The sequence below is a fragment of the Paenibacillus sp. CMM36 genome, assembly GCF_053570945.1.
This window is the reverse complement of record NZ_JBSEDY010000004.1, coordinates 94,884-117,853: the sequence shown is the minus strand read 5'-3', so window position 1 is coordinate 117,853 and position 22,970 is coordinate 94,884. Positions and strand designations below refer to the sequence as shown.

Here is a 22,970-nt window from a genome sequence, read left to right as displayed (position 1 = left end):
TGGTGGGATGAAAGATTTTTATTTGAATTCACGAATATTGTTGATTTCAAATCTAAATACCAAACGAATGGCTATCCATATAGTGAAAACTACCAGATACTCAATCTAAACAATATGAATTTTGAAACTCTTGAGTTTGATGATAAAGAGATGGGCTTTTTAGAGGAACAACGTACAGAGCTGCTTTATAAATGGGTAGAGGAAACAATTAAAACTTTATAAAATGCGTGTTTTATGCGCTTTAAATGTGAGCAAAGTGGAGTAAATAGAAGAAAAAAGAGCAAGGGAGATGTTTAGAATTAAGCATACTGTAACAAGAGAATTAGGTTTAGCTTTAGATGCGGCTATAGAAGAATTCACTATAGAAGGGGTTCTAGATGTACCAAAACACTTTGACAGATGGAGTAATGAATGCATTCCATTAAATGATGTTAGTACATATCAATTGGCTAAGTATATTATTGAGGGATACGAATATCCTAAAATAAACGAAGATTCAAATAAGCAGCAAACCATTTATGTTGTTCAGGGTAGAAGTGGGATTGTATTTTCAGCCACTTCTAATTACGAAGAAGCACTTAGGGTTAAGGATTGTTTGAATGAGATTGAAAGCGATAGAGCAATCATGGGACATTGGGTTAATAATAAGCACATCTTTCAGGAGTAAAAATAAATATACATATACTAGAATTCTAGGAGGTGTTTGAATTGAATGTAGAAGTTTGCGGATATTGTAGTGGTATGCCATTGGTGGGCAGAAAACCTTTAATGAACAGCGGCAAAGGAGATTATTCAGTATTTATAAATAGTTGCAATTATTTGGAAGACAGTGAGATTGGAGACTGGAATGCTAAGTTTTCTTTATATGGGGTTAAGATAAACTTTTGTCCTGTATGCGGCAGGACGTTAAATGATAAAGTTTGTATTTAAGTAAAATACATACTTTACTTAAAAAATAAAAAATCAAATTTATTGGAGGATTACTATGGATAAGAATATTGCTTCAGAACAGTTAGTTAACAAGATTACGGCTATTGACCCAGCTTTAAAAGCTGCCATGAACGATAAGAGCACGAAAGAGATTGTTATTAAGAAACTAAGCGAAGGATTTGAGAAAATTGTAATCCATTATCCGAACTTGATTGATGATATTCAAAGAAGAATTGTAGAATACCACACCAACAGAGGAAGAGATGGAAAGATCACTGATTTTGTATCACTTGTTGATTGGTACAGTATGAGCTTGTTAGAAAAACCTACGGAGTGGTGGGATAGCACAGGAGAATACTTCAACTTAAGAATGAATGAAGTTATCAATATGTTTCTTATGGCTAGATTCAATTTTGGATTAGTATAAAATGAACATTTGACCAAATAAAAGGGAGTATAAAAATTGAAAAGAATTGTCAGTATGGTTAGAAGAACAGACGATCTTGGTCGGATTGTTATCCCGAAAGAAATGAGGAGTCTTATGAATATAGGCGAAGGAGATCCGCTTGAGTTATTTATAGATACAGAACTAGAACAAATCGTCATAAAGAAATACAATGTTGAAGAAATTGATTATAAAAATATTTGGGAGTCATTTAAGTTTAGGAATCCCCATCTGACAGATAAGATGGTAGCACACGAGTATGATTTTAAAATCTGAATAGTTTTAGGTTAAGGAGTAAGTTTATGATCACTAATTATCTAATAACAGCAACAAGTATGGCAATAATAATGCTTATTCTATACTACCCAATCAAATGGTTGGCTAAAATCAATAAGACCGTGATTAGTGTTAAACAATATTATTACATGTCGCTTGCATATTTCGTCGTTGCTTCATTGTTTCACCAGTTTCCATAAAGAAGGAGATGTAATTAATGAGAAATATTTTCAGAGGAATACGAGATGGTGTTTCTAATTTAGTAAAATGGTTTCCTGTTATATGGAATGATCGCGATTTCGATCAAGCTTATTTGTATAAAATAGTACATAAGAAACTAGAAAGCATGGAAGAGTTTTTTGAGAGCAAGTATACTTTTAGTGTCGAAGCTCCACAAGTCGCAAAAGAGATACAAGAGGTTAGAGAAATGATGGGCAGAGTCATCACCGACGAACACCATTGTCTAGTTGATATCAATACAGAAGAATTTATGAGCGTAAAAAGTGGTAGATTTGAAGTAGATAGAGAAAATCCTAGATATATTAAGTGGATGACTGAAACTGACAAAGCAGAGAAAAGAACTACTGAAGACTTATGGAATTCCTTTAGAATTATTGGGGAGAAATCTCAAGGATGGTGGGATTAATGATTGACTTCAAGTATTTAAATTCTCCTGAAGGCAGAAAAGAAATAGAAGAGAGTATTAATAAGCAAAAAGAAGAAAACAGAATTAAAGAGGAGTTCGAAAAGAAAACAGTTTGTTTTACAGGCCACCGACCAAATAAACTTGGTAACTGTTATAGTCTACACGATGAAAAATCAAAATACATAAACAAGAAGCTTGAACCAATTCTGATTGACTTAATTGAGAAAGAAAGTATTGAGCACTTTATTTCTGGCGGAGCAATTGGCTTTGATCAAATCGCTTTCTGGACTGTTCAGAGATTAAGGAATACATACTATCCACAAATCAAGAATGTTGTTGCCGTTCCATTTAAGAACCAAGCATGTAAATGGACAGATAGCAAAGCTCAGACTTGGTATCAAAAGATGATTAATTTAGCAGATGAGGTTATTTATGTAGACGAGCTGCCACTGTATAGAGTAGAGGGAGTGCCGATTGGCGATTATCATGTAGCGAAAATGCAAAAGAGAAATGAATACATGGTAGATAAATCACGGATTACTGTCGCTGCTTGGGATGGAACGAAGGGTGGCACTGGTAACTGTTGTAGATATGCAAGAAAAGTGGGGAAGACACTGTATACATTAAAGCCCCAGTATGATTTTGAGTTGGATGTTTTATATGGATTCAATGGATAAGCGGGAGGAATGATAATAATGATTACGAAAGTTCAGGATTACGTTGATACTGTGATCAAAAATTTAGAAAGCGAAGGGCATCGCGACATTCAATTTCTAAGCGCTTCCGATTGTACGCTTGTGAAGAATGGAATTAAAGAAGACTATTTAATGGAAGAAACAAATTTAAACAAAATATGCTCTGGAATAAACTTGAACGAAATAGAAGATGGAGTTGAAGTTGCGGGAAGCAAACTAAGAATTTTTAGTATTCCAAAAAGAAAACGTAAAGGCGTAACTTCTGTTTATTATGTTGTAATTCAATAATGCTAAACTGATAAAATTGGGCTTTTAGAGGAAATGAATTACAAGGAGGTTGATGTTAATGAAGGTTGTATATTCGAAGTGGCATAATAACTATGATGAATTGATACTAGGACATGAATATATCGCTCAATATTATAAAAAAGGTTGGCTGTTAATTGACACAGTTTTGTACAGAGAGGACTGTTTTCAGATGGTAAACAACTTAAACAAAGCAATCTCAATTGCTTCAACTATGCATAATGGTCAACTTGATAAGGGTGGCAATCCATATATCTTACATCCATTGCGTGTAATGATGAATTTGAAGTCAAATGAAGAACAAATTGTGGCAGTACTGCATGACATCTTAGAAGACACAACTATGACTGAAGAAAAACTGTCGGAAGATTTTACAGGTCAAATTATTGATGCAGTTATTGCCTTAACAAGAGAAGAGAACGAAACGTACTGGGAGTTCATTGCACGTTGTAAACAAAACGAGTTAGCCCGAGCGGTCAAAATTGCAGATATTGAAGATAACATGGATTTGAGTAGGATTAAGCAGCCAACAAAGAAGGATTATGAGCGAATAAAGAAATATGAAAAGGCATTAAAGGAGCTAATGAGCATTGAAGAGTGATTTGGAATTGCTTCAGCAGATTTATAAAGTAACAAGTGCTCTAGATCTTGAATTATGTACTGTATTGAATCGCGGAAAAAGCACTATGAGTGGTGCAGAGTATGAAGAGTTAATGGATTTAATGATTGAGATAGAAGAGTACCTAAAAGCTAAGAATCTGTAAAAGCATCGTTTTAACAAGATAGGAGAATACATAATAATGGCAAAACAGAAGACTAATGTTCAGTATCAGTTTCCACCCAAAACAGATACTGTTTTTAGAATTTACCTTAAAACAAATCATATGAACAGTCTAATTGTTGTTCGGTTTGAGTTGCCTAGTGGAGAGGAGTATACAAGGAATTACGGGAACATTCCTTCAAATGCTCTCTTGGCTGAATACAAGGGTAATGAATTTGAATTATACATAGATGGCGAATATGTTGGACAAAGAGTTCTTATTGAGGCAGATAGAAATATGTTTAAATACGACACCATTGAATAGTTAATTAGTTAGTTGTACACTATAAGAACAAACGTTCTAGGAGTGTGTGCAGCTATGAGTAATCGTATAACATCTAATGAAGACACTCAGCTTGTAATTGACTTTATACAGCTACCTTATGTATTAGATGTATTAGAGCTAAACTTAAAGAAGATTAAACAGTCTGACTTAAAAATGAAGGAATTGTTCGTGTTGTATCTAGAGGGCTTGCAAAGTAGAGTGTTGATGGATTTAAAAGTTGTCCGTCAAAAAATGAGGCAGCGAGGAATTAAGGTGTTTGATGGGGTTAGGTCAGACAAAGACTTGGTAACTGAGTATCTATGTCGTGGATATACTCACACCATGCGATTTCTTTGGTCTAAGATTAGAAGAGACGTGGAGGTGAGGATAGCTGCCTATATGGAAGTTGATATGAATAAATTGGTCAGGCTGGAATAATTCAGCTTGACTTAAATAAACAAAAATAATAAAATTATTTATATAGATAACAAGTGAATTTGCAGCCGTACATAGGAAAATGTTGTATAATATGATGCAGAGGTAGGTGGCAGCAAGATGGTAAAAGAAAATGAAAAAATAAGAAAATATGTGCACCAAGCAATACGTGCGAACATTACCTTGAGTGCGAACTAGAAGATGAAGATAGATGTAACATAGAGAATGCTAAAGCTTATTTTGAATCGATTATAGAGTGAAAAGATAATTTTATAAGGGGATGTGGCACGTATGGCTAAAAAATCTGATTTTGAAAAGGGATATCTAGAAGGCCAACTGGACTCAGCAGAGAGTGAGCTGTACATGCTTTGTAGAATAAAAGAACAATTGGGAAAAGAACTAAATGAAGACGATGCTATTATAATACGGATTAGAGAAACAGAAGACTTTTTACGAAAGAATGGTAGAGATGTTGATGCCTCAGAAGATGATATTGTTTACGATGAAGATTGATATCTGCAAATGAAATAACACTTTTATAAAAAGAAGGTGATTTAGTGCGAATTTATATCGCTGGCATTAATCATAATGATCCACTTTCTAGAATAGAGCTTATCGAATGGATGAATGACATTGCACGACACGAACAAATGTCGCCAGATTTTGTTGCTACTGAATGGAAAGAGGAATATTTCAACTTGGTTAAAGAGCAGCGCGCGGAATTTGATAAAAGAGTACGAAGCGAATGGTCGTCTCTAACTGAAAAACAGATCGAAGCAATTACTTTATCGTTAGGATATGAAGGAGATGCTCACAAAGAGGTGTTCGGAGAACTGCCTATTTTATGGTTGGATCAAGAAAGAAATGCTGGTAATCCATCCGTTGAAGATTTTTACAAGTACAGGTTTAAAAACTTAAGAGATTGGGCGCAGGAAATCGATAGGAATGAAAATTTCTTAACCCTGCTATCTAAGATGATTAGAAATTTTCAGTCTGTTTCTGTAAAATCAAACCCATCTATTGATTCAGGTCGGGATGCTGCTTTTCATAAAGTAATAAACAACGAATGCAGTCCTCATCGCTTGGGTTGGGCAATCATTGTTGTTGGCGCCCTTCATGCTCTGCCAACGCCGGGAAGCATGAGAAGTTTATTGGAAACAGACGGATACCAGTGTATTGTTAAAGATTTATCGCAATAAAATTAGTCTTTCACAAGGAGGGTAAATAAAATGAAAGACAATGTTGGAAGGAAAGTTGGTTTAGGAGTAAGTGCAAGGCCTTTAACGGGTTATTACAGTGGGCAAGAAGGGTTGGTCATTCAGATTGACAGAGCAGCAGGCAATGTAGAATTAGAGTTTGAGAATGGCGATTGTGAAATATATTTTTCGGAGAACATAAAGATAGTCTGATAAAACGAATCTTTTATGGCAAAATAAATGTCAAACTTAAGTAGATACGCTTATATGGAGGGTGAATGACATAGATATTGAAAAAATAGATAATCCAACGTGGTCTGGAGAGATAAAAAGTATATTGGAAGATGTAGAAGATGGTATTTTTAACATTGATGCTGATGAAAATGACCAAATGGGGGCAGATTGGTGGTATTTGAAAATTAATGGTGAGGTTGCTGGTCTTTTATGGATAGTATGTGAAGAAGACGAAATGTTTTATGAGAATCAAGCAGAAATCGCAGAAATTTCATTTTGCTTTAGGAAAGATTATCGTCGAAAAGGAATGTTAAATTCCTTAATTGAACAGGTAAGTAGTTTAGTGGTGAGTGATTATGCAAAAGCCACACTAATATTGGCTGTAGTTAAAAAAACGAACCCTTTTTTAGAGGCTATTAGCAGAACGCTACAAAAAAATGGATATCTTTATTCCGAAAATGGCAAAAATGTTTTGTTAGAGAAAGAGATTGGCAAATCAGAATTGGAGAAATAGTCTTAATGAAGATTGATGAAATGTGAGTTTTAATGAGAAAATTACATAAGAGGAGTGGATTAACATAAGTAAGCAGTGGCTTGACAGTGATGACGTACTTGAAGAATATGATGATTCAAGTACGTATGCATTAATTGAGCTAGGTGTTCAATTGATTGATCCTAAGAAGATTATAGGTTTGTCTCGCGAATTAAGAGAAGTAAAATTAGAAAGACTTAGAATGAAAATTTTAAACAATGGTTGGCAGGATGAATCTCCAACGGATTTTAAACTTATAAAAACGTTGGATGGGAATTTTGTTGTTGCTAATGGAGGCAATCATAGAGCCTATCTAAGCAACGAACTTGGAATTAAAGAAGTGAAGGCTAGAGTATGGGTACACATTGAACTTAATAAATTATCTGAAGCGGAATTAAATCTATATGAGTTATACAAGACTGAAATTTCTGGATTCTATAAACAATTTAAAATTTATAAAATTAGAGGAGACGAAGAGAAACAATTCGAATTTTTACGTAAAGCTGGGAAATTAGAGGAGAAACTTAAAGCCTTTCTTCTAAAAATTTATAACGAATCATTATAAAACAAATATTTCACGTGAGAAAGGATTAGGAAATGAACTACATAATTTTTGATTTAGAGGCTACTTGCTGGGAGAATGATCGATCAAAACAGAATGAAATTATCGAAATTGGAGCTGTGAAGGTAAACGACAAGCTTGATATTGTGGGTGAATTCCAAACTTTTATCAAACCTAGAATGAACCCACAATTATCTGACTTCTGTAAGAATCTAACTTCAATTTCACAGAAAGATATTGATACGGCAACATACTTTCCACAAGCTATCTATAAATTTCAAGAATGGATTGGTAGAGAACCTTACTACCTTTGTTCTTGGGGTTTCTATGATAAGAGTCAACTGAAAAAGGACTGTGAGTTACATAAAATCAGAACTGAATGGATTAGAAATCATATTAGCATTAAACATCAACATGGAAAATTGATTGGTAATGATCGTGGAGTTGGTATGGAGAGAGCGTTAAAGATGCTTAATTTGCCACTGGAGGGTACTCATCATAGAGGAATTGATGATGCAAAGAATATCTCAAGGATTTTTGTTAAGATATTTGACCAATTGAAGTTTTGATAAATCGTATTTTACGGGAAGAGTGATATAAAAAATGCCTTGGATTCAGGTTCTTATATTTCTAGTTGCTCTATTCTTTCTACGTGGCACCATTAGATTGGGGAGAGAAACATTGTTTATAAAATTTGTTTTTGTTGTTCTATTGATAGTTGTATTTGCTTTGCCTTTTAGTTTTATTTATGACGTGTCTCCATGGAGAGAAGGATCAATGTTGGCATGGATATATTCTTTGTTTTATCTAGCATTAATCGTTTACCTTGCAAACATAAAACCAAAAGAACAATAGAATCAATTTTTCCTTTTATAAAAAATGGGAGGCCAATTGAAATGCCAGAAGTAACTTTGGAATGGTTGAACAAGCAAGCAAAAGAGCTTGTAAAAAAACATTGGGGTTTGAATAAAATACCTGAAATATGTTTAGCAACACGAGATAGTCAACTAACAAAAGAGAGAAAACTAGATTGGGATAATTACGCAGGGTATTATTGCTCAGGAATAGAAACTGTTGTTCTGAACAATGAGAATAACCAAAGGTACACTCTTAGATATATAAAAAGAATTCTCCTCCACGAACTTTGCCATTGGTACTTACATATTACAAATCAGCCTTGGCACGACTCAGATAAAAGATTTGCCAGAGAATTGATTAGAGTTGGGTTAGGACAACGGTATAATGGGGATGAGCAAGCTGTCTTAGCTGCCAAGCAGGCATGGAAAGCAAAGGATGAAGAGCGTTTTGAAATTATTGAAAGAAATGAAGATACAATTATCACTATTAGATTAAAACATCATAGAAAAAATGTAGATGATTTCAAAAAGGATCTTGCGAATACATTAATTAGTGTACACAACAATCGTGACGAAGATGAGCCAATCTATCCTGGTGATGTTGCCAATATGATGTGTAAATGGTATGGATATAAAAAAGAGCCTATCGCTAAAATTGCTGTTGAAATAAGTGAGAGTGGGAATTATCGAAGTGGTCAGCTTGCCGATAGAGATGATTTGGTAAATATCTTATCAGATCATTTAGATGTGGATCGCGAAGAGGCAGATAAGAAATTGATTGACCACGATATGGATGATTATTATGCAGCTTCTGAAGATATCGAATAAATGTTGATTTTTTATAATATAGGGAATGGAGTTTAGAAAAATGGATAGATTGATTGAACTGTTGAAAGAGGAGTATCCCCATCATAAGTTTTTTGATTGCTTGGGCTGTTCCAATTCTCACAGCGATGAAAATAATATGCTTCATTGTATGATTCATGAAAAAGAAGTAGAAGAAGACGAGCTATGCAAAGATTTTAATTAAAATCTTTCTTTTACAGAAATGGGGTGTAGTCTTGACCAAAACTTTGTCCGTGAAGGTAAAGAAAGATGGCAGCATTGAATTGCTGGATTTATTTGATGCACTTTCACTAGAACTGATAAGCAGAGTCCCCAGCCTTTTGAAAACAAATCCATTATTTGACGATAAGAGAAAAAATGCATTATTGGTCAAGGAAATAAACGAACTAATTTATAACAAGAAACTAGACGAACAATTCTCGCTGGCAAAAAACTGTTCCTTGGAATTTAAAATGATGCTTACTGATGTGATTGAAAAGTTGATTCGCTATGAGAAGAGATGAAATCTTTTTTTACTATTATCATGGAGGCAGGAAAATGAAAATCAATAAAAAGTACAAGTATTGGGAATTTTACTACGATATTAATGGTGACACCTCTTCAACATTTGAAAATCGTCAGTGTATTGGCTCAATTTGGTCGGATGAGTGGAGTGGATTAGAGTTGTTTGATATGACTGACGAGCAACTCAAAGAACACCTAATAGATGATATTGAATACTATCATGAAAAAGTAGATAAACGAAAGATTAAATCTGCGATCAAAGAGCTTCGAGAAATCCATAAAGAAGTAAAGGTAATGTGCTAATTTGAATAAAAGTTTACTTTGATCAAAAATGGGGGATGCCAATGCAATTGTATCAATTTTGGTGGGAGGGTTCTTATGAAGGTGATAATGGAGAGCCATTGGCTCATGAAAGTGTCTTTACAAGAGAAGAATTAGTAGAAATGGTCAAAGAATCTGGCAATCGTTATGACTTGAACAGATTAGAGGAATTTTTAATTGAAAATAAAGGATTTTTCAAGCCCAATTGTATTAGGATCAATACTTAAAATTCCCTTGGGTAGATAAGTACACGACAACAAGGAGACTGCATCAATGAGCGAACAAGAGTATAAGATTAAGCTGCTTACCAGTAATCAATACAGTGAATTTTATTTTTATGCCTCTATCGGTGAGCTAGAAGAGTATTTAAATGAAACGTTGACAATAACTTCAGAACAGTTTTTAGAGTGTTACACTTTGGGGCAGTCACGACAGTTTTTCGAATGGATTAAAGCGAAATCTAATCAAAGAAATCAGAATGAACAAAAAGAAACAAATGGTGAATTAAAAGAAACAAAAGAACAAGGATAGTAAAAGGTTGATTTGATTAAAATAGGGAGGTGATATTCTGAATGTATTTATTGTTGTAAAAAAAGATTCTTTCGATTATGAAACCAAATCATATCAAATCAGCATAATCGACAGTGTTTATTCAACTGAAGATGCAGCAAGAGAAAGGTTAAAAGAATTGGGTAGTTATCATGATTATATTAAAAGGGTTGTACGATAAGGAGGAAATACATATGGAACAGTTTAAAACGTGGGCAAATTTGAAGAGCAAGTTAAACTACAAGTCGGAAAATGAGAAAAAAGAAATTGCAATGAAAGCAAAATTGACAAATGCAATCGTAAAAAAACGTAAAGACAATAACATAAATATTGACGAGCTGGCTGATCTTGCAAAAGTGGAAGTCACTAAAATTACTCAGATGGAAGAAAACAAATACGTACCAAGTTTTGATTTTCTGATGACGCTAGTTGTTGCTTTGGATATGGAAGTAGTAATAAAATAATATTAAATATACAAAAATAATGAAATGTGGTATTATTAATATGTGAGATAATTCAAATACATAGAGGAGATATTGAATGGAACATACTTTTGAAAAGAACAAGTTGTACGATATCTTAGGAAGTCATCTTGTAAATACACTAAAGGAGCATGAGGTGTTTGTTGCAGGAGGAACTATAACAAGTCTGTTTAGTGGAAATCCGATCAACGATATCGATTTGTATTTTCGAAGTGAAGCCTCATTGGTGGAATTAGTCGAGAGGATTTATGAAGACAGTGGTGATTGGGTTCATGCATTGACTAAAAAGGCGTTACTAGTAAAAGTAGACGATAAAGAAGTACAGCTAATTCATTTTAAGTACTTTGAGAATGCTAAACAGATATTTGACAGTTTTGACTTTACGATTTGTATGGGAGCATATGATTTTAAAACTGAAGAATTTATCCTACATAAAGACTTCCTTAAGCATAATGCACAGAGACAGCTTAGATTTAATAAAGATACAGCCTTCCCAATTGTATCACTGTTGAGAGTTCAAAAATATAAAGATAAGGGATATTACATTTCGAAACCCGAATTCTTACGAATAGCCCTACGCTGCATGGACTTAGAAATTGACAGTATCGAGAAATTGAAAGAGCATTTAGGTGGAATGTACGGGATTAATTACGATAAGCTGATTAGTTTGGATGAAGGAGAAGAGTTTAGCCTTTCTAATGTGATTGATAAAATTGCGGACTTGTCACAAAGTGAAGAATATTTCAAAAAACCTGAAGAAATAAGCTTTAATAGCGTAGATGATATTATTGAGTTAATTGAAAAAGAAACGCCCAAAATCACAAAAATCAATGGTTATACATATAAGCTTTCTGCAAAAGGAGTGCTCAAAAAGTTCAGCAGAGAATCAGAAGAAGTCGAAGAATTTGATGGTAAACAATACATAGAATCTCGTAAGTTTTATAAGTTTGTTGATAAGCGTGATGATCGTTATTTTAGTCACTGGGACAAGAAATTTGAATATAAAATCGCTCAAATGGTAACTCCAGATAATGAATATTTGTATTTCAATGAACGTGCAGAGATAGAAGAGTCTAATTATGCGTATCAAGGTGTTTTAATTGAAGTCATTATTCCATACGAAGGCTTTAGCCACAAAGAAGATTATAAGATTTTTGCTAAGAAGTGTTTTGTAGTACGTGAAGTACCTAAAGAAGAGTATGAGGGATGGATAGACAACAAAGATCCTTTTGAGTAAAAGTTCAATTTTACTGATATACATAACTTACCGCTATAAGAGTATATACTCATTTGATATACTGTTAAATGGGTGATGAATATGTTTGTATCTCCAATGCTTCTAGAGTACGCAGAGGGCAATAAACCATATAATGATGATAAGTATATAACAGAGTTAAAATTAGATGGAATAAGATTAATCGTTAGTAATATTGATCGACCTAGATTGTATACGCGACACAATAATGAAATTACTGCAAACTTCCCAGAATTGATTGATTCGTTAACCATTCCTACTGGCAGCATAATTGATTGTGAACTGATCGTATCTGACATAGATGGTAAGCCCAATTTTTCGGCAGTAATGGAGAGGTTTAAATCAAATAAAAGTAAGCATAAAGTTACTGCTTGTGCGTTTGATATCATTAAATATAAAAATAAGGATATAACTAAGCTGCCTTTGCTTGAACGTAAGGAGTTGCTTGATGAATCATTCATTGAAAATACTTTCTACTCAAAGTCCAAGTATCTTGTTGGCAAAGGTGTAGAATATTTTGATTTGGTGAAACAGCAAGGGTTAGAAGGAACCGTTCAAAAACTAATTAGCTCTAAATATGAAATAGGCAAAAGATCTTCCGCATGGAGAAAAATAATTGCTTATGAAATTGATGAATTCTTTATTGTTGGCTATAGAAAAGAAGATTTCGGATGGTTACTGTCAGATGGAGAGCGTGTATTAGGGGTAATGGAGCTGGGAGTAGGAAAAGCAGAGAGACAAGCAGGTTATAAGGTTTTTCAACAACTCAAAACTAAAGAGACGCGTGATATGGTATATCTCCAGCCTACTATTAAATGTATTGTCAAACATAGAGGTTATACCAAAAACAATATGTTGAGACTGCCAGTGTTCGATAAATTCGTAATTTAAAAGGAGGTGATTAGTTGGCTGAACGATTATTGAAATGTCCTGTATGTGGGCAATATGGTCATAAAGCAGATATGGTTAGAGAAACAGATAAGCGGCATTATCATAAGGAATACTGTCATGAAAAATGGAAGCGAGAAAAAGTATTTAAACAAAAAGAACAAGAGGAATTAGACTCACTGACAGACACAATAGTTAAGATACATAAACTGCAAAGCAGACAATCTATGCCTAAATCTTTTTATCCGTTCATTCAAGATTTGAGAAATGATTCTGTGTTGTTTGGTAAGTTAGATAGGAAGTATAAGCAAGGAGTAACGTATAAAGTTATTGGAGATACATATGATTATTGCTCTGAAAAAATAGAATGGGCCAGAGGCAATAAAGAATTCAAAACCATAATGGCTGAGCTGAAATATTGTTTTGCAATAGTTAAAAACAACATTGAGAACTCCATTAGAGCAAGTAGACAAACTAAGCGAAACCAAGTTGAGTCTGAAGCATTGAGTAAGCATGTAGAATCAATGAGCAATGTCCGCGAGAGGATTAACCAGATTCAAATTAACAAAGTAACATCAAATGATGAGTCTGATCAGAAGATCGACATTACAACACTGTTTGACTGAGGAGGGCGATAACATTTCTGACGTAATATCTACAATCGAAGACATTTCAACTGAAACGTTAGTGGTGGGAAGCTTTTATTTAAATCCTGATTTACTTTTAGATTATAGCGAAGTGATTAAATCTAAGTATGATTTTAATCAGCCAACGGCTAGGTTTATGTACGATTCATTACTTGATCTATATAGTCAACATGCAGGAACAGAAATTAATGAAGTGAAAATAAACATCTATATGAATTCGAACGATGAACGAAAAAAGAAGTATGACTATCTGAAGGGCTACTCGTATATAGATAGGATCACAAGAATTGTTGATTTAGATGATTTTCCCAGCTATTATGAGAAGCTTAAAAAGTTTTCTCTGCTTAGAGAATTTGAACGAAAAGGTTTCCCGGTTCAAAAGTTAATGGATAGAAAAGATTTCGATAAGATTGGAACCGAAGATATCATAAAAGGGATGGAGTACCAGATCAATACTATTGGTACAGTGATTGGTGGAGTAGAAGACAGTGTTATTTTAGGACATAACATGCCTGAAAAGATTGAAGAATGGAAGTTAACTCCAGACGTAGGAATACCAATTCCATTTGAGATAATCAATTCTCTATTGCGTGGACTTAGGGGTAAGAAATTCAACCTTTTTGGGATGCATAGTGGATGTGGCAAAAGTCGTACTACAAGTAAAATAGCATGTTATCTTGGAATTAAGCTGAAAATCCCTGTGCTGGTACTTGTGAATGAACAGGATGAAAATGAATGGTTGGGTATGCAGATCAGTAGCGTCCTAAACAATCCCGAATTTGGATTCGATATTCAAATGAAAAGAAAAGGTATAGACGGAATTGATGAAACGAAAATTGTAACTGGAACTTTGACTGAGGACGAAGAAGAGATTGTTAAAGAAGCAGCTCGATACATAAAAGAGAACAGTAAAATCTATTTTTTAGAATTAAATAAGTACGACGAAAATACACTCAAGCGACAAATTAAAAGGCACAAATTAAGAAATTGTCAGTTAATTATATATGACACAATGAAAGCGCCTGATCATGATTGGATGACTTTCGTAAGAACTGCCGACATGCTCAAAGAGGTAGCAAGCACTGAAGACATTCCTGTTTGGTCTACTTTTCAATTGACTGACGACAGCTTGTTTAATGATATGCTGACAAGCCAAGCCATTGCTAACGGTAAACATATTAAGCACGTAGCCGATGCACTAATGATGGCTAAACCAATACCTAGAGATCAATACGATAAGTTTGTTATATTCAATCCTAATGACCCGTTTGTTGGACAATCTACAACTCAATTAGATATACATACAAACTATTATATGGTTGTTATTGATAAAAACCGTGGTGGTAAAGATAAGGACATTTTATGTTTTGAGGTTGATAAAGGTAAAAATATATGGATTGAGAGAGGATATCTTGTTCCATCTGAAAACGAGAAAGAATTAAAGCAACTCAAGAAAGAAAGCAAAAAGCTTAAAACAGAAAAACAAGTTAAGGATTTGAAAAAGGCGCTTAACAAAGAAGAATGACTTGAGAGGTGATATAAAATTGATGCTCAAACTTTAAAAGAAAACATAATAAGAGACAATAAAGTTGCAGATATTTTAACATCTCTCGGTTGTCATATTAATGATAGGATGTCTAGTTATGGGGAAATAAGATCAACAAGACCGGGAGGAGACAATCCTTCCAGTCTTCAGGTTTTCACTGATACTTTGCTTGTAAATTGCTACACAAACCCCCTTCCAAAACTGGGTAGTGGGCATCCAGATATCATAACACTTGTTCAACATTATAAAGACATCTCTTTTTCAAAGGCTATGTATTATATTTGTGAAGTTTGCGGTTATAGTTACTATGCTGAGTACAAGCATATAAAAAAAGAAATAGATCCATGCCTTCAGTTTCTAGATTTAATAGAACCAAAGACCGAAATCTATGATGAAGTACCACTAAGAAAAGTAGATGAATCTATTCTGAATTCGTACATATCTTTCCCTAATAAATTATTTCTTGATGAAGGAATAAGTTGCAATACGCAGAGATTGTTCGAAGTCGGGTATTCTCTTAGGGATAATTGTATAACCATACCGATTAGAGATGAACTGGGAGCGCTAGTTGGAGTCAAAGGAAGAACTACACTTGATTATAAAACTTTAAAAACGTCTAAATATTGGTTCCCTATACCAACCCCAAAGAGCCAAATCCTTTATGGCTTAGATAAGACATATGATCACATAAAAAAGGCTGGCAGAGTAATTGTATGGGAAGCTGAGAAGAGTGTTCAGAAAGCATGGAGCTATGGCATTAAGCACACTGTGAGTGTAGGTGGACACGAGTTAAGTAAAACGCAGGTGTTGAAGCTTGAGCGTTTAGGCGTAGAGGTTATATTGGCATTCGATAACAACATAAGTGCCAACGATCTAAAAGAGGAAGCAAGTAAATTTATTATACGAGATAATGTTTATTGTATATTGGCACATAGAAATAGAAATGTACTGGCAGAAAAGGATGCGCCAATTGATAAAGGATTAGAATTTTTTATGAAATTGATGAATGAAGAGAAATACAAGATACCAGTCTGAGTAAAATATAGTTTTTATCGGAGGCGTAAGAACCTCCCTTTTTTATACATTGAAACACACTATTTAAACAACTATAAATAATGAAATAAAACTGTTGACTTATAATAAACAAATAAATATAATGAAAATATGAAACAGAGAGGGATGGTCACATGTCTAGTCATCAACTTGCCAGCTTAGAGCCGACAGAGGACTTAAGCATAGCAACTCATGTTTTTATCACTAAGAATTTATGCGGGGGATTAGATTTAACAGAGGGGGAGTTATATGTCTTAGGAAGGTGGGAATCTAGCATTAGTAGTATAGGTGAAGCTGAGTTGTTTATAGTAAATGATGCAGGGTTTGAATCGAGTTCGTTTATGATGTGCTCCAGAAAAGTATTCTATAGAATAAAATAACAATTCGATACATAGTAGAGGTTGGTCGTAGAACATTCATAGCTAACAACCTCTCAAACTTGCTAATGTGACCACTTAAGAGTTGGATTTTATTAAAAAAGGAGATTGAACAAAATGTATAAAGAAGAAAACTACGATCCCTCAACTTGGAGTGTACATCAAGTTGAAGTGGATTTACTCGATGAGGATGGGTATAGCGGTAGAGCAATCCTTGAAATTGGAGGGAATATTCGTGGAAGAGATGTGATTGATTCGGTAATTCAGATGATAGAGGATGGAGATTACTATCCAATTAAACATGAATTAAATGAAAGACACATTGCCACGATTTCAGATGAAGGATATCCAGAGGAATATGTTTTATACAATGAAAAAGGAGACGAACTTCTGTATGATGCATGTGATATTTCTGATTACGTAGTCGGTGTAAATATCGTTTCATATAGAGATGAATAGTAACAAAATAGTAAAATTTGAATTTTATCAATAATTTTAGAATTGAAAATGGAGGAGATAATGAGTACAGACAAGATAGTTGGTATGGTAGTAATTATTATGGGACTAGTTTTTATGGTACAAATACCTTGGATGTCACATCTTATGATGACTAGGAAATTTACAGATGCTTATGGTTTTGGAAATGTGAAAAAATTTAAAGAGAATTTTCACAAATACAGCTGGACTCCCTTAAATCACACTAAAGGTTTTAAAGACGAGGAAAATGACTGTGATCTTTATGCCGACATTATCAAATTTGAATCTAAGGGTATGCTGATAAATAATCCAATAAGTTATTGGTTGGTTTGTAGATATGTTAAAAAGCAGATCTTACCGAAGACAAATAAAAAAACTAAAGAAAAAATTAATTGGTAAAAGGAGAATACATATGGAACAGTATTTGATTGATGAATATGGTGTGGTTGAGGATAAGAAGTGGTTGACCAAACCAAGCGATATCGAATCTTATTTTAGTGAAGATGCAAGTGACTACTTTGATTGCGGACAAGGATATTATGAAGACGAAGCGACTCTAATTTGCAAGATTGCAGATAAATTTTATCACGTAACTATTAATGCAGAGATAACAAGTTCAAAGCAGGAATATGGGGATAGATTGTATCGGGTCGAATCTATCTCAAGTGTTAAATTTAGAGAGATCGATAAGCCTTTGCCGAAAGAAAAGACATTGGTAAATTACTCGCTGATGTTGACTGAAGAGCAAAAGCGCAGCCTAGAACATTTCATCAATGAATATAAGATTGAACGGGTCAATTGATAGATTGCTGTAAAAGAAGAGTTTTATTAAGAAAGGGGGAGGGTAAAATGTTTGCTGAAATCAGTGAGCAAGGCGTTAGTATCCATAAACCAAATATTCGATATAACGATCAAAATCAATTGATTCTGGATGGTATCTGCTGGGTCAAAGATGATCAATTAGATTGTTACAATTGGGATAATGAAGATATGTTGTGGATTTTAGATACTATTCCCGCAAGCGATGATGATATTCCAGTTAATCGGTATTATTGTCACAATGTGAATCAAAACGAAACTGGGTGGGTATTGCATGATCAAGTTAAATTTGAGCTTGAATTGGCAGAGTAAACAGTTCTTTGACGATAAAAATATACTTTTACGAAATGATGTGATGATTTGTTCAAATCAGACGACTTTCAAACTGTATCAAAGCTCGAATGGGAGAACTTCTTAACTTGGCTTGATGAAGTAAATGAGCTGTATCAATGGATTCCCGTAACTATGGGGGATAGAGTGAATATAAAAAACACGGCTAATAAACTTATTGCTTATAAATATTTTCAGCATAATGGTGATTATTTTGCTATTAGAGCAGATGAATACAAAAATTGGTCTCAGAAAAACAGCAGATAAAAAGGAGAATAATACATATGACTAAAATTGCAATTGTAAAACATAATGGGAGTCCAACGCCATACGCATTCTTTACTGATATTGAGTTAAATAAAAATGATCTAGTTGTTTGCGATACTCAAAAAGGATATGAAACAGGAAGAGTACTAAAAGTGACTAACTCTGTTCAAGGGGCTAAGCCTACAAGATGGATCGTATCCAAGGTAGATACCAAGAACCATGTAGAACGAGTAGAGAAAGAAAAACGGATTAGCGAATTGATGCAACAAATAAGCTACAGAAAAATCGAGCTAAATTCATTGATTTCACAGCATAATGAAGCGATATCGATTTTGATTAAAGAGCTTAATGAGTTAACAAACAAAAATAATACCAACATCAAAAATGAAATTGAGCTAAAAGATTCATTTTACTTTAACAGTGTAGCTGGTGGGAAATTTATTGCAATTAAAGAAGGCGGTAAAGGATATATTGTAACTGCAACTTCTTTTTCATCCGATGTTCATTATTGCCATATTGATACGGTGAAAGAACATATTGATCGTGGGTACTGGAAGTTAATCAACTAACAATAAAAAAGATTTTATTAAGATGAAAAAATAATACTACATAATAAGAGGAGAAATTAAAATGAATAAAATACAATATTTCAAGATTAAACAAGGAACAAAATACTATGAATTAGTAAAACAGCACTTAGCTACAATACTAAAATGGAAACCTATTTATGCCAAAGTTAGCGAATTGCTTGATGAAGAAATTGATTTAATGGTTCAAACTCCAAAACATCTTCAAGTTGAATATTCACAACTGAAAAAAGAAGAAAACAAGAAGATTTTTAAAGAAAATGGAACTTTAAAAAGTAATACAAAGAAAGGAAAAGAAATCGAAGCTGCATATAAAGAAATTATTAAAGAAGCTGGATTGGAAAAATATGAAAGTTTAATTTACATTTATTTTTGTGATATTGTAATTCGACATCTTGGAGAAAACATAGGGAAATTTAAAATCTATGAGGGTGAGATATACTGTGAAGCAAATTTTGATTTGGAAAAGAGAACAGAAGGTTCGATAGTTCAAATCACGGAAGAAGAGTATAGAAAAGTGTCTTGATAAATCTGTAATACAAGTGAGAAATCAAAGTAAAACTACTATTTTATAAGGGTGGATTATATGAATTTTAATCGTAATGACGAAGACGGACAAGAATTATTTATAAATGAAATTAAATCTATATTAATGGCTCATGGATATGAAACAGAATGGACAACTACCGAAACCAATGTTAATCATGGAGACTTTATTTTAGGTCTTAGATTTTTAAATATTATTAAGGATTAACTATACATGTGGAGGAATAGCAATGACAGAATCATATAGATTTGTAATTCAAGATACAGCCACAGAAAAATACCTAGTACATGTAGATTCAGGTATTGATCATCCTTATGAAAACGTTAATACCATTGAAGAGGCTACCAAGTGGAGTTTATTGGAACACGTTTCTTATGTGTTGTGGTGGTACGTGGATATGTACAGAGATTATCAGATTGTTAACTTGGATACGAATGATGTATTTATAAAGGACAAGCAACGAGGAATCCCACATGTAATATCCGTATCAAAATAAGGAGGTGATTAGAATAGAAACTTTAGATGTAATGCTGAATGGGTATGGGATTGTCACAAAAAACAGCGAGGGTAATTGGCGTGAGTTTAACTGTATTATGTTGGAGTTACAGGCTGCATGGAAGAATTTTAGTGAGGTAGAGAAGAAAGAAATGTTGGAATACTTAGGACTAAACTAACCTGAACTGGAGTGATTGATATGGTGAATATCAAAATCATAAATAAACAGACAGGAAGAGAAAATAGGTATCTCACTTATAGTTTTATGAAAGCAATTAACAACAACCTTAATATTACACTACCTGAAAAATTCAAAATAAGCATTCAATAGCTTAGAAAAAGGAGTGATTTAACCATAGTTTGGAAACAGAAGCAACCCCAAATTCCATTTGAACCTTATGACAATACATATAGTAAACTCGCTAAGATTAATGGAATTGAGGATATTGATCAATTTTTAAATCCTTTATCAAATGTAATATGTGATTCGTATTTACTTAAAAATATTGATGCATTAGTGACGCGAATTATACTAGCAATTAGAAATCATGAAACAATCACGATATCTGGAGATCCCGATTATGACGGAGTAACATCACTAGTATTACTGTACAAGTACCTTAAAAATTTTACTGACGATGTTCACTATGTATGTAATGAAAGAAGTGAAGGTCACTCGATTAATAATTTGATTGATCAAATTACTGACCACACAAAGCTGTTTATTGCTGTAGATAGTTCAAGTAATGACACGGAATCAATGAGGGCTTTAGTGGATAAAGGAATTGACTGTTTAATTATTGATCATCATGCTATTACCAATGATAATCCTTATGCGATCATAGTGAATCCTCAGTTGGCAGATTGTAAGTATCCAAATAAAAATGCTTGTGGTGGACTGCTTGTGTTCAAAGTTTGTGAGGCAATTGATGATTACATGGATACACATTATGCAAATCAACTATCTGATTTACCGGGATTCGCTTTAATGGCAGATATGATGTCCATGATGGAAATGGAAAATAGGTATTATGCAAATTTGTCACTCAAAGGATTACGTCATGCAGGATTAAAAGCGTTATTTACAGCTATGAACTTTGATTTAAATAACCTTTCAGCTACAGATTTTCTTTATGGCGTAAGTCCTGCCGTTACGGCTGCTACGAGAGCAGATAATATTCAGTTGGCTATAGATTTTCTGATGAGTGACGAGGACAGTCCAGAGATTAAAGTGTTGATTAAAGATTTGATTAGACTAAACGAGAGGCGCAAAACAATACAAGCTGAAGCATTGATTAGATTGAAGCCCTTAGTAAATGAAAACGACAAAGTTGTTATTGTCTTTGACCCGACACTAGGGAAAGGGATGAATGGGCTGGTAGCGCAAGAACTATCTAGAACATATAATAGGCCAGCAATTGTACTTGGGAATGGAGACAATGAAGATACACATGCAGGAAGTTTTCGAGGTTTAGAAGATTTCTCAATGTTGGATATGCTTGGCGATTGCAAAAATGTTATTTATACAGGTGGACATGATGGAGCTGGTGGACTTCAATTGTTAAAAAAAGACATTGAAGTATTACGTCAAGAGCTTAACGAAAAACTTCAGGATTTTGTTGCAGATAATTCATTATATTATGACCTTGAATTTGATATTAATCAGGTAAACGAAAACCTAGTTAACTATCTTTCTGAATTCTATCGGATCACAGGCAACAAATTTAAACAAGGGTATTTCCTTATCAAAGGGTTATTTGCATCAGATAAAAAATTGATGGGTAAGTCTAACAACACAGTTAAAATTGATTGCGATAAGCTTCAGTTGATGAAATTCAAAACAGACGAAGAATTCTACAAGAATGTGCCAGTCTTTAGTGAGATTGAAGCCATTGGAACGTTAAATATAAATGTATGGAAAGTTTATAGACCAAAATTCAAAGTAACTAAAACACTCCAGTTATTTATAGAAGAATATAGAGAAACAAAATAAAATAATACATATAAGAACGGAGAAATATACATATGAAATTTTACGGAATCGCAGTAAACACACAAAACAAAAGCGTGGTAATCAACAACCTGCCAACTGACTATCTTGGTGCAGTAAAAGAAGCAAAACGAATCGCAGCCAAACAGGGATTTAAGTTTCAATTTGTTAAACCGGCCGTAAATGGTCAAAAAGAAGGGGCAACGCTCACGAAATTTGCAGTACAACGCAAGAATCGTAAGTCTGTAAAACGGTGATTTTATGCGTATTAAAGTGTCCGATCATGCCAGAACAAGATGTGAACAAAGTAATGTTGGAGTGGGTCGCCTCATTAAAGAGGTGGCTGCCATTCCTAATATTGTGGGAAAGATTAGCTGGAAGACTAAATTTGGAGTAATAGTTGTCGAGAGAGTTAACGAAGGGTTGCTTCTTATTAAAACGTTTATTGCGAGATTTAAGTATAGAGGTAAACAGTATCACAAAGGCTGTAGAACAATTTAAAAAGTAAAGAATTGTGAATAAAAATTACGATCAAATGCAAGCTTTACAGTAAGAGGAGAAGAAGAAAAATATGATCAAGAAAAGATATGCGATTAAAAAAGATATTGATTACTATTATGTTTATATGGAAGGCATTCGCAATCGAGATTATAGAATTCCTATGCCTTTGAAAACAGAACTTGAAGCGGATATTTTAATAAACTGCCTAGAATCAGAATATCGTGCTGGATTCACTGATGGAAAAAGAAGTGAGAATAATAAGTAAAATAATGCTTTTACTTATATAGGTG

General features: G+C 33.7%; 42 protein-coding genes. All 42 read left to right on the top strand.

All coding sequences use genetic code 11. The annotated features are described in order from the left end of the window. The first annotated feature begins 289 nt into the window (after positions 1–289). The 42 genes from ACWA2B_RS10330 (at position 290) to ACWA2B_RS10125 (ending at position 22,945) form a co-directional block, all read left to right on the top strand. The gene (locus tag ACWA2B_RS10330; RefSeq protein WP_449292071.1) at positions 290–667 is read left to right on the top strand and encodes a hypothetical protein; all 378 of its coding nucleotides are present in this window, start codon (positions 290–292) and stop codon (positions 665–667) included. Between the two features lie 41 nt (positions 668–708). Then, a complete protein-coding gene (locus tag ACWA2B_RS10325) occupies positions 709–930 on the top strand; it encodes a hypothetical protein (RefSeq protein ID WP_449292070.1) in 222 nt (73 codons plus the stop codon). 55 nt (positions 931–985) lie between these two features. Further along, positions 986–1,357, top strand: coding sequence for a hypothetical protein (locus ACWA2B_RS10320; protein ID WP_449292069.1), 372 nt, complete (start codon positions 986–988; stop codon positions 1,355–1,357). Positions 1,358–1,393: 36 nt separating this feature from the next. Then, positions 1,394–1,651 carry an AbrB/MazE/SpoVT family DNA-binding domain-containing protein gene (locus ACWA2B_RS10315; protein ID WP_449292068.1) on the top strand — a complete coding sequence of 86 codons (258 nt, stop codon included), beginning with the start codon at positions 1,394–1,396 and terminating at the stop codon, positions 1,649–1,651. Positions 1,652–1,868: 217 nt separating this feature from the next. Continuing rightward, a complete protein-coding gene (locus ACWA2B_RS10310) occupies positions 1,869–2,297 on the top strand; it encodes a hypothetical protein (RefSeq protein WP_449292067.1) in 429 nt (142 codons plus the stop codon). Then, positions 2,285–2,974 (top strand): SLOG family protein, encoded by a 690-nt coding sequence (locus ACWA2B_RS10305; protein WP_449292066.1) that lies wholly within the window; start codon positions 2,285–2,287, stop codon positions 2,972–2,974. Before ACWA2B_RS10310 ends, ACWA2B_RS10305 begins: the two co-directional genes overlap by 13 nt. A gap of 18 nt (positions 2,975–2,992) precedes the next feature. Then, the gene (locus ACWA2B_RS10300; protein WP_449292065.1) at positions 2,993–3,280 is read left to right on the top strand and encodes a hypothetical protein; all 288 of its coding nucleotides are present in this window, start codon (positions 2,993–2,995) and stop codon (positions 3,278–3,280) included. Between the two features lie 58 nt (positions 3,281–3,338). Continuing rightward, positions 3,339–3,899 (top strand): HD domain-containing protein, encoded by a 561-nt coding sequence (locus ACWA2B_RS10295; RefSeq protein ID WP_449292064.1) that lies wholly within the window; start codon positions 3,339–3,341, stop codon positions 3,897–3,899. Beyond that, the gene (locus tag ACWA2B_RS10290; protein ID WP_449292063.1) at positions 3,889–4,062 is read left to right on the top strand and encodes a hypothetical protein; all 174 of its coding nucleotides are present in this window, start codon (positions 3,889–3,891) and stop codon (positions 4,060–4,062) included. Before ACWA2B_RS10295 ends, ACWA2B_RS10290 begins: the two co-directional genes overlap by 11 nt. Positions 4,063–4,098: 36 nt before the next feature. Further along, positions 4,099–4,383 (top strand): hypothetical protein, encoded by a 285-nt coding sequence (locus ACWA2B_RS10285; protein WP_449292062.1) that lies wholly within the window; start codon positions 4,099–4,101, stop codon positions 4,381–4,383. A gap of 54 nt (positions 4,384–4,437) precedes the next feature. Next, on the top strand, positions 4,438–4,821 hold the full coding sequence (locus ACWA2B_RS10280; protein WP_449292061.1) for a hypothetical protein: 384 nt from the start codon (positions 4,438–4,440) through the stop codon (positions 4,819–4,821). Positions 4,822–5,109: 288 nt separating this feature from the next. Then, entirely contained in the window at positions 5,110–5,331 is a 222-nt protein-coding gene (locus tag ACWA2B_RS10275; RefSeq protein WP_449292060.1) for a hypothetical protein, read from the top strand. A 44-nt stretch (positions 5,332–5,375) separates the two neighbouring features. Beyond that, positions 5,376–6,017 carry a hypothetical protein gene (locus tag ACWA2B_RS10270; protein WP_449292059.1) on the top strand — a complete coding sequence of 214 codons (642 nt, stop codon included), beginning with the start codon at positions 5,376–5,378 and terminating at the stop codon, positions 6,015–6,017. Between the two features lie 30 nt (positions 6,018–6,047). Further along, positions 6,048–6,227 carry a hypothetical protein gene (locus ACWA2B_RS10265; protein WP_449292058.1) on the top strand — a complete coding sequence of 60 codons (180 nt, stop codon included), beginning with the start codon at positions 6,048–6,050 and terminating at the stop codon, positions 6,225–6,227. A 61-nt stretch (positions 6,228–6,288) separates the two neighbouring features. After that, on the top strand, positions 6,289–6,762 hold the full coding sequence (locus tag ACWA2B_RS10260) for a hypothetical protein (protein WP_449292057.1): 474 nt from the start codon (positions 6,289–6,291) through the stop codon (positions 6,760–6,762). 151 nt (positions 6,763–6,913) lie between these two features. Continuing rightward, positions 6,914–7,345, top strand: a complete 432-nt coding sequence (locus ACWA2B_RS10255) for a hypothetical protein (protein ID WP_449292056.1) — start codon at positions 6,914–6,916, stop codon at positions 7,343–7,345. Positions 7,346–7,377: 32 nt separating this feature from the next. Further along, a complete protein-coding gene (locus tag ACWA2B_RS10250; RefSeq protein WP_449292055.1) occupies positions 7,378–7,911 on the top strand; it encodes an exonuclease domain-containing protein in 534 nt (177 codons plus the stop codon). Positions 7,912–8,238: 327 nt separating this feature from the next. Continuing rightward, positions 8,239–9,027: a hypothetical protein gene (locus ACWA2B_RS10245; RefSeq protein ID WP_449292054.1), complete on the top strand. Its 789-nt coding sequence runs from the start codon at positions 8,239–8,241 to the stop codon at positions 9,025–9,027. 40 nt (positions 9,028–9,067) lie between these two features. Beyond that, on the top strand, positions 9,068–9,229 hold the full coding sequence (locus ACWA2B_RS10240; protein ID WP_449292053.1) for a hypothetical protein: 162 nt from the start codon (positions 9,068–9,070) through the stop codon (positions 9,227–9,229). 31 nt (positions 9,230–9,260) lie between these two features. Continuing rightward, positions 9,261–9,548 carry a hypothetical protein gene (locus ACWA2B_RS10235; protein WP_449292052.1) on the top strand — a complete coding sequence of 96 codons (288 nt, stop codon included), beginning with the start codon at positions 9,261–9,263 and terminating at the stop codon, positions 9,546–9,548. Positions 9,549–9,582: 34 nt separating this feature from the next. Then, positions 9,583–9,852, top strand: coding sequence for a hypothetical protein (locus ACWA2B_RS10230; RefSeq protein WP_449292051.1), 270 nt, complete (start codon positions 9,583–9,585; stop codon positions 9,850–9,852). Between the two features lie 41 nt (positions 9,853–9,893). Then, on the top strand, positions 9,894–10,097 hold the full coding sequence (locus tag ACWA2B_RS10225) for a hypothetical protein (RefSeq protein WP_449292050.1): 204 nt from the start codon (positions 9,894–9,896) through the stop codon (positions 10,095–10,097). Positions 10,098–10,143: 46 nt separating this feature from the next. Then, positions 10,144–10,401 (top strand): hypothetical protein, encoded by a 258-nt coding sequence (locus tag ACWA2B_RS10220; protein ID WP_449292049.1) that lies wholly within the window; start codon positions 10,144–10,146, stop codon positions 10,399–10,401. Positions 10,402–10,613: 212 nt separating this feature from the next. After that, positions 10,614–10,883 (top strand): hypothetical protein, encoded by a 270-nt coding sequence (locus ACWA2B_RS10215; RefSeq protein WP_449292048.1) that lies wholly within the window; start codon positions 10,614–10,616, stop codon positions 10,881–10,883. Between the two features lie 76 nt (positions 10,884–10,959). After that, the gene (locus tag ACWA2B_RS10210; protein WP_449292047.1) at positions 10,960–12,138 is read left to right on the top strand and encodes a hypothetical protein; all 1,179 of its coding nucleotides are present in this window, start codon (positions 10,960–10,962) and stop codon (positions 12,136–12,138) included. Positions 12,139–12,213: 75 nt separating this feature from the next. Beyond that, on the top strand, positions 12,214–13,047 hold the full coding sequence (locus ACWA2B_RS10205; protein ID WP_449292046.1) for an ATP-dependent DNA ligase: 834 nt from the start codon (positions 12,214–12,216) through the stop codon (positions 13,045–13,047). A 14-nt stretch (positions 13,048–13,061) separates the two neighbouring features. Further along, on the top strand, positions 13,062–13,670 hold the full coding sequence (locus tag ACWA2B_RS10200) for a hypothetical protein (RefSeq protein ID WP_449292045.1): 609 nt from the start codon (positions 13,062–13,064) through the stop codon (positions 13,668–13,670). Beyond that, positions 13,663–15,216, top strand: coding sequence for a hypothetical protein (locus ACWA2B_RS10195; RefSeq protein WP_449292044.1), 1,554 nt, complete (start codon positions 13,663–13,665; stop codon positions 15,214–15,216). Before ACWA2B_RS10200 ends, ACWA2B_RS10195 begins: the two co-directional genes overlap by 8 nt. A 108-nt stretch (positions 15,217–15,324) precedes the next feature. After that, complete coding sequence (locus tag ACWA2B_RS10190; RefSeq protein WP_449292043.1) at positions 15,325–16,272, top strand: hypothetical protein; 948 nt, start codon at positions 15,325–15,327, stop codon at positions 16,270–16,272. 512 nt (positions 16,273–16,784) lie between these two features. Then, entirely contained in the window at positions 16,785–17,126 is a 342-nt protein-coding gene (locus ACWA2B_RS10185) for a hypothetical protein (RefSeq protein WP_449292042.1), read from the top strand. 60 nt (positions 17,127–17,186) lie between these two features. After that, complete coding sequence (locus ACWA2B_RS10180) at positions 17,187–17,543, top strand: hypothetical protein (RefSeq protein ID WP_449292041.1); 357 nt, start codon at positions 17,187–17,189, stop codon at positions 17,541–17,543. A gap of 13 nt (positions 17,544–17,556) precedes the next feature. Continuing rightward, positions 17,557–17,946 carry a hypothetical protein gene (locus ACWA2B_RS10175; RefSeq protein ID WP_449292040.1) on the top strand — a complete coding sequence of 130 codons (390 nt, stop codon included), beginning with the start codon at positions 17,557–17,559 and terminating at the stop codon, positions 17,944–17,946. A gap of 47 nt (positions 17,947–17,993) precedes the next feature. Continuing rightward, on the top strand, positions 17,994–18,275 hold the full coding sequence (locus ACWA2B_RS10170) for a hypothetical protein (protein ID WP_449292039.1): 282 nt from the start codon (positions 17,994–17,996) through the stop codon (positions 18,273–18,275). Positions 18,276–18,323: 48 nt separating this feature from the next. Further along, entirely contained in the window at positions 18,324–18,560 is a 237-nt protein-coding gene (locus tag ACWA2B_RS10165) for a hypothetical protein (protein ID WP_449292038.1), read from the top strand. Positions 18,561–18,577: 17 nt separating this feature from the next. Further along, positions 18,578–19,129 carry a hypothetical protein gene (locus tag ACWA2B_RS10160; protein ID WP_449292037.1) on the top strand — a complete coding sequence of 184 codons (552 nt, stop codon included), beginning with the start codon at positions 18,578–18,580 and terminating at the stop codon, positions 19,127–19,129. Positions 19,130–19,190: 61 nt separating this feature from the next. Further along, positions 19,191–19,673: a hypothetical protein gene (locus ACWA2B_RS10155; RefSeq protein WP_449292036.1), complete on the top strand. Its 483-nt coding sequence runs from the start codon at positions 19,191–19,193 to the stop codon at positions 19,671–19,673. Between the two features lie 60 nt (positions 19,674–19,733). After that, positions 19,734–19,901, top strand: a complete 168-nt coding sequence (locus ACWA2B_RS10150) for a hypothetical protein (RefSeq protein ID WP_449292035.1) — start codon at positions 19,734–19,736, stop codon at positions 19,899–19,901. Positions 19,902–19,923: 22 nt separating this feature from the next. Beyond that, complete coding sequence (locus ACWA2B_RS10145; RefSeq protein WP_449292034.1) at positions 19,924–20,190, top strand: hypothetical protein; 267 nt, start codon at positions 19,924–19,926, stop codon at positions 20,188–20,190. A 4-nt stretch (positions 20,191–20,194) separates the two neighbouring features. After that, positions 20,195–20,368, top strand: coding sequence for a hypothetical protein (locus ACWA2B_RS10140; protein WP_449292033.1), 174 nt, complete (start codon positions 20,195–20,197; stop codon positions 20,366–20,368). Between the two features lie 338 nt (positions 20,369–20,706). After that, positions 20,707–22,182, top strand: a complete 1,476-nt coding sequence (locus tag ACWA2B_RS10135) for a DHH family phosphoesterase (RefSeq protein ID WP_449292032.1) — start codon at positions 20,707–20,709, stop codon at positions 22,180–22,182. A 32-nt stretch (positions 22,183–22,214) separates the two neighbouring features. After that, entirely contained in the window at positions 22,215–22,436 is a 222-nt protein-coding gene (locus ACWA2B_RS10130) for a hypothetical protein (RefSeq protein ID WP_449292031.1), read from the top strand. A 314-nt stretch (positions 22,437–22,750) separates the two neighbouring features. Then, on the top strand, positions 22,751–22,945 hold the full coding sequence (locus tag ACWA2B_RS10125) for a hypothetical protein (protein WP_449292030.1): 195 nt from the start codon (positions 22,751–22,753) through the stop codon (positions 22,943–22,945). Positions 22,946–22,970: the final 25 nt, after the last annotated feature.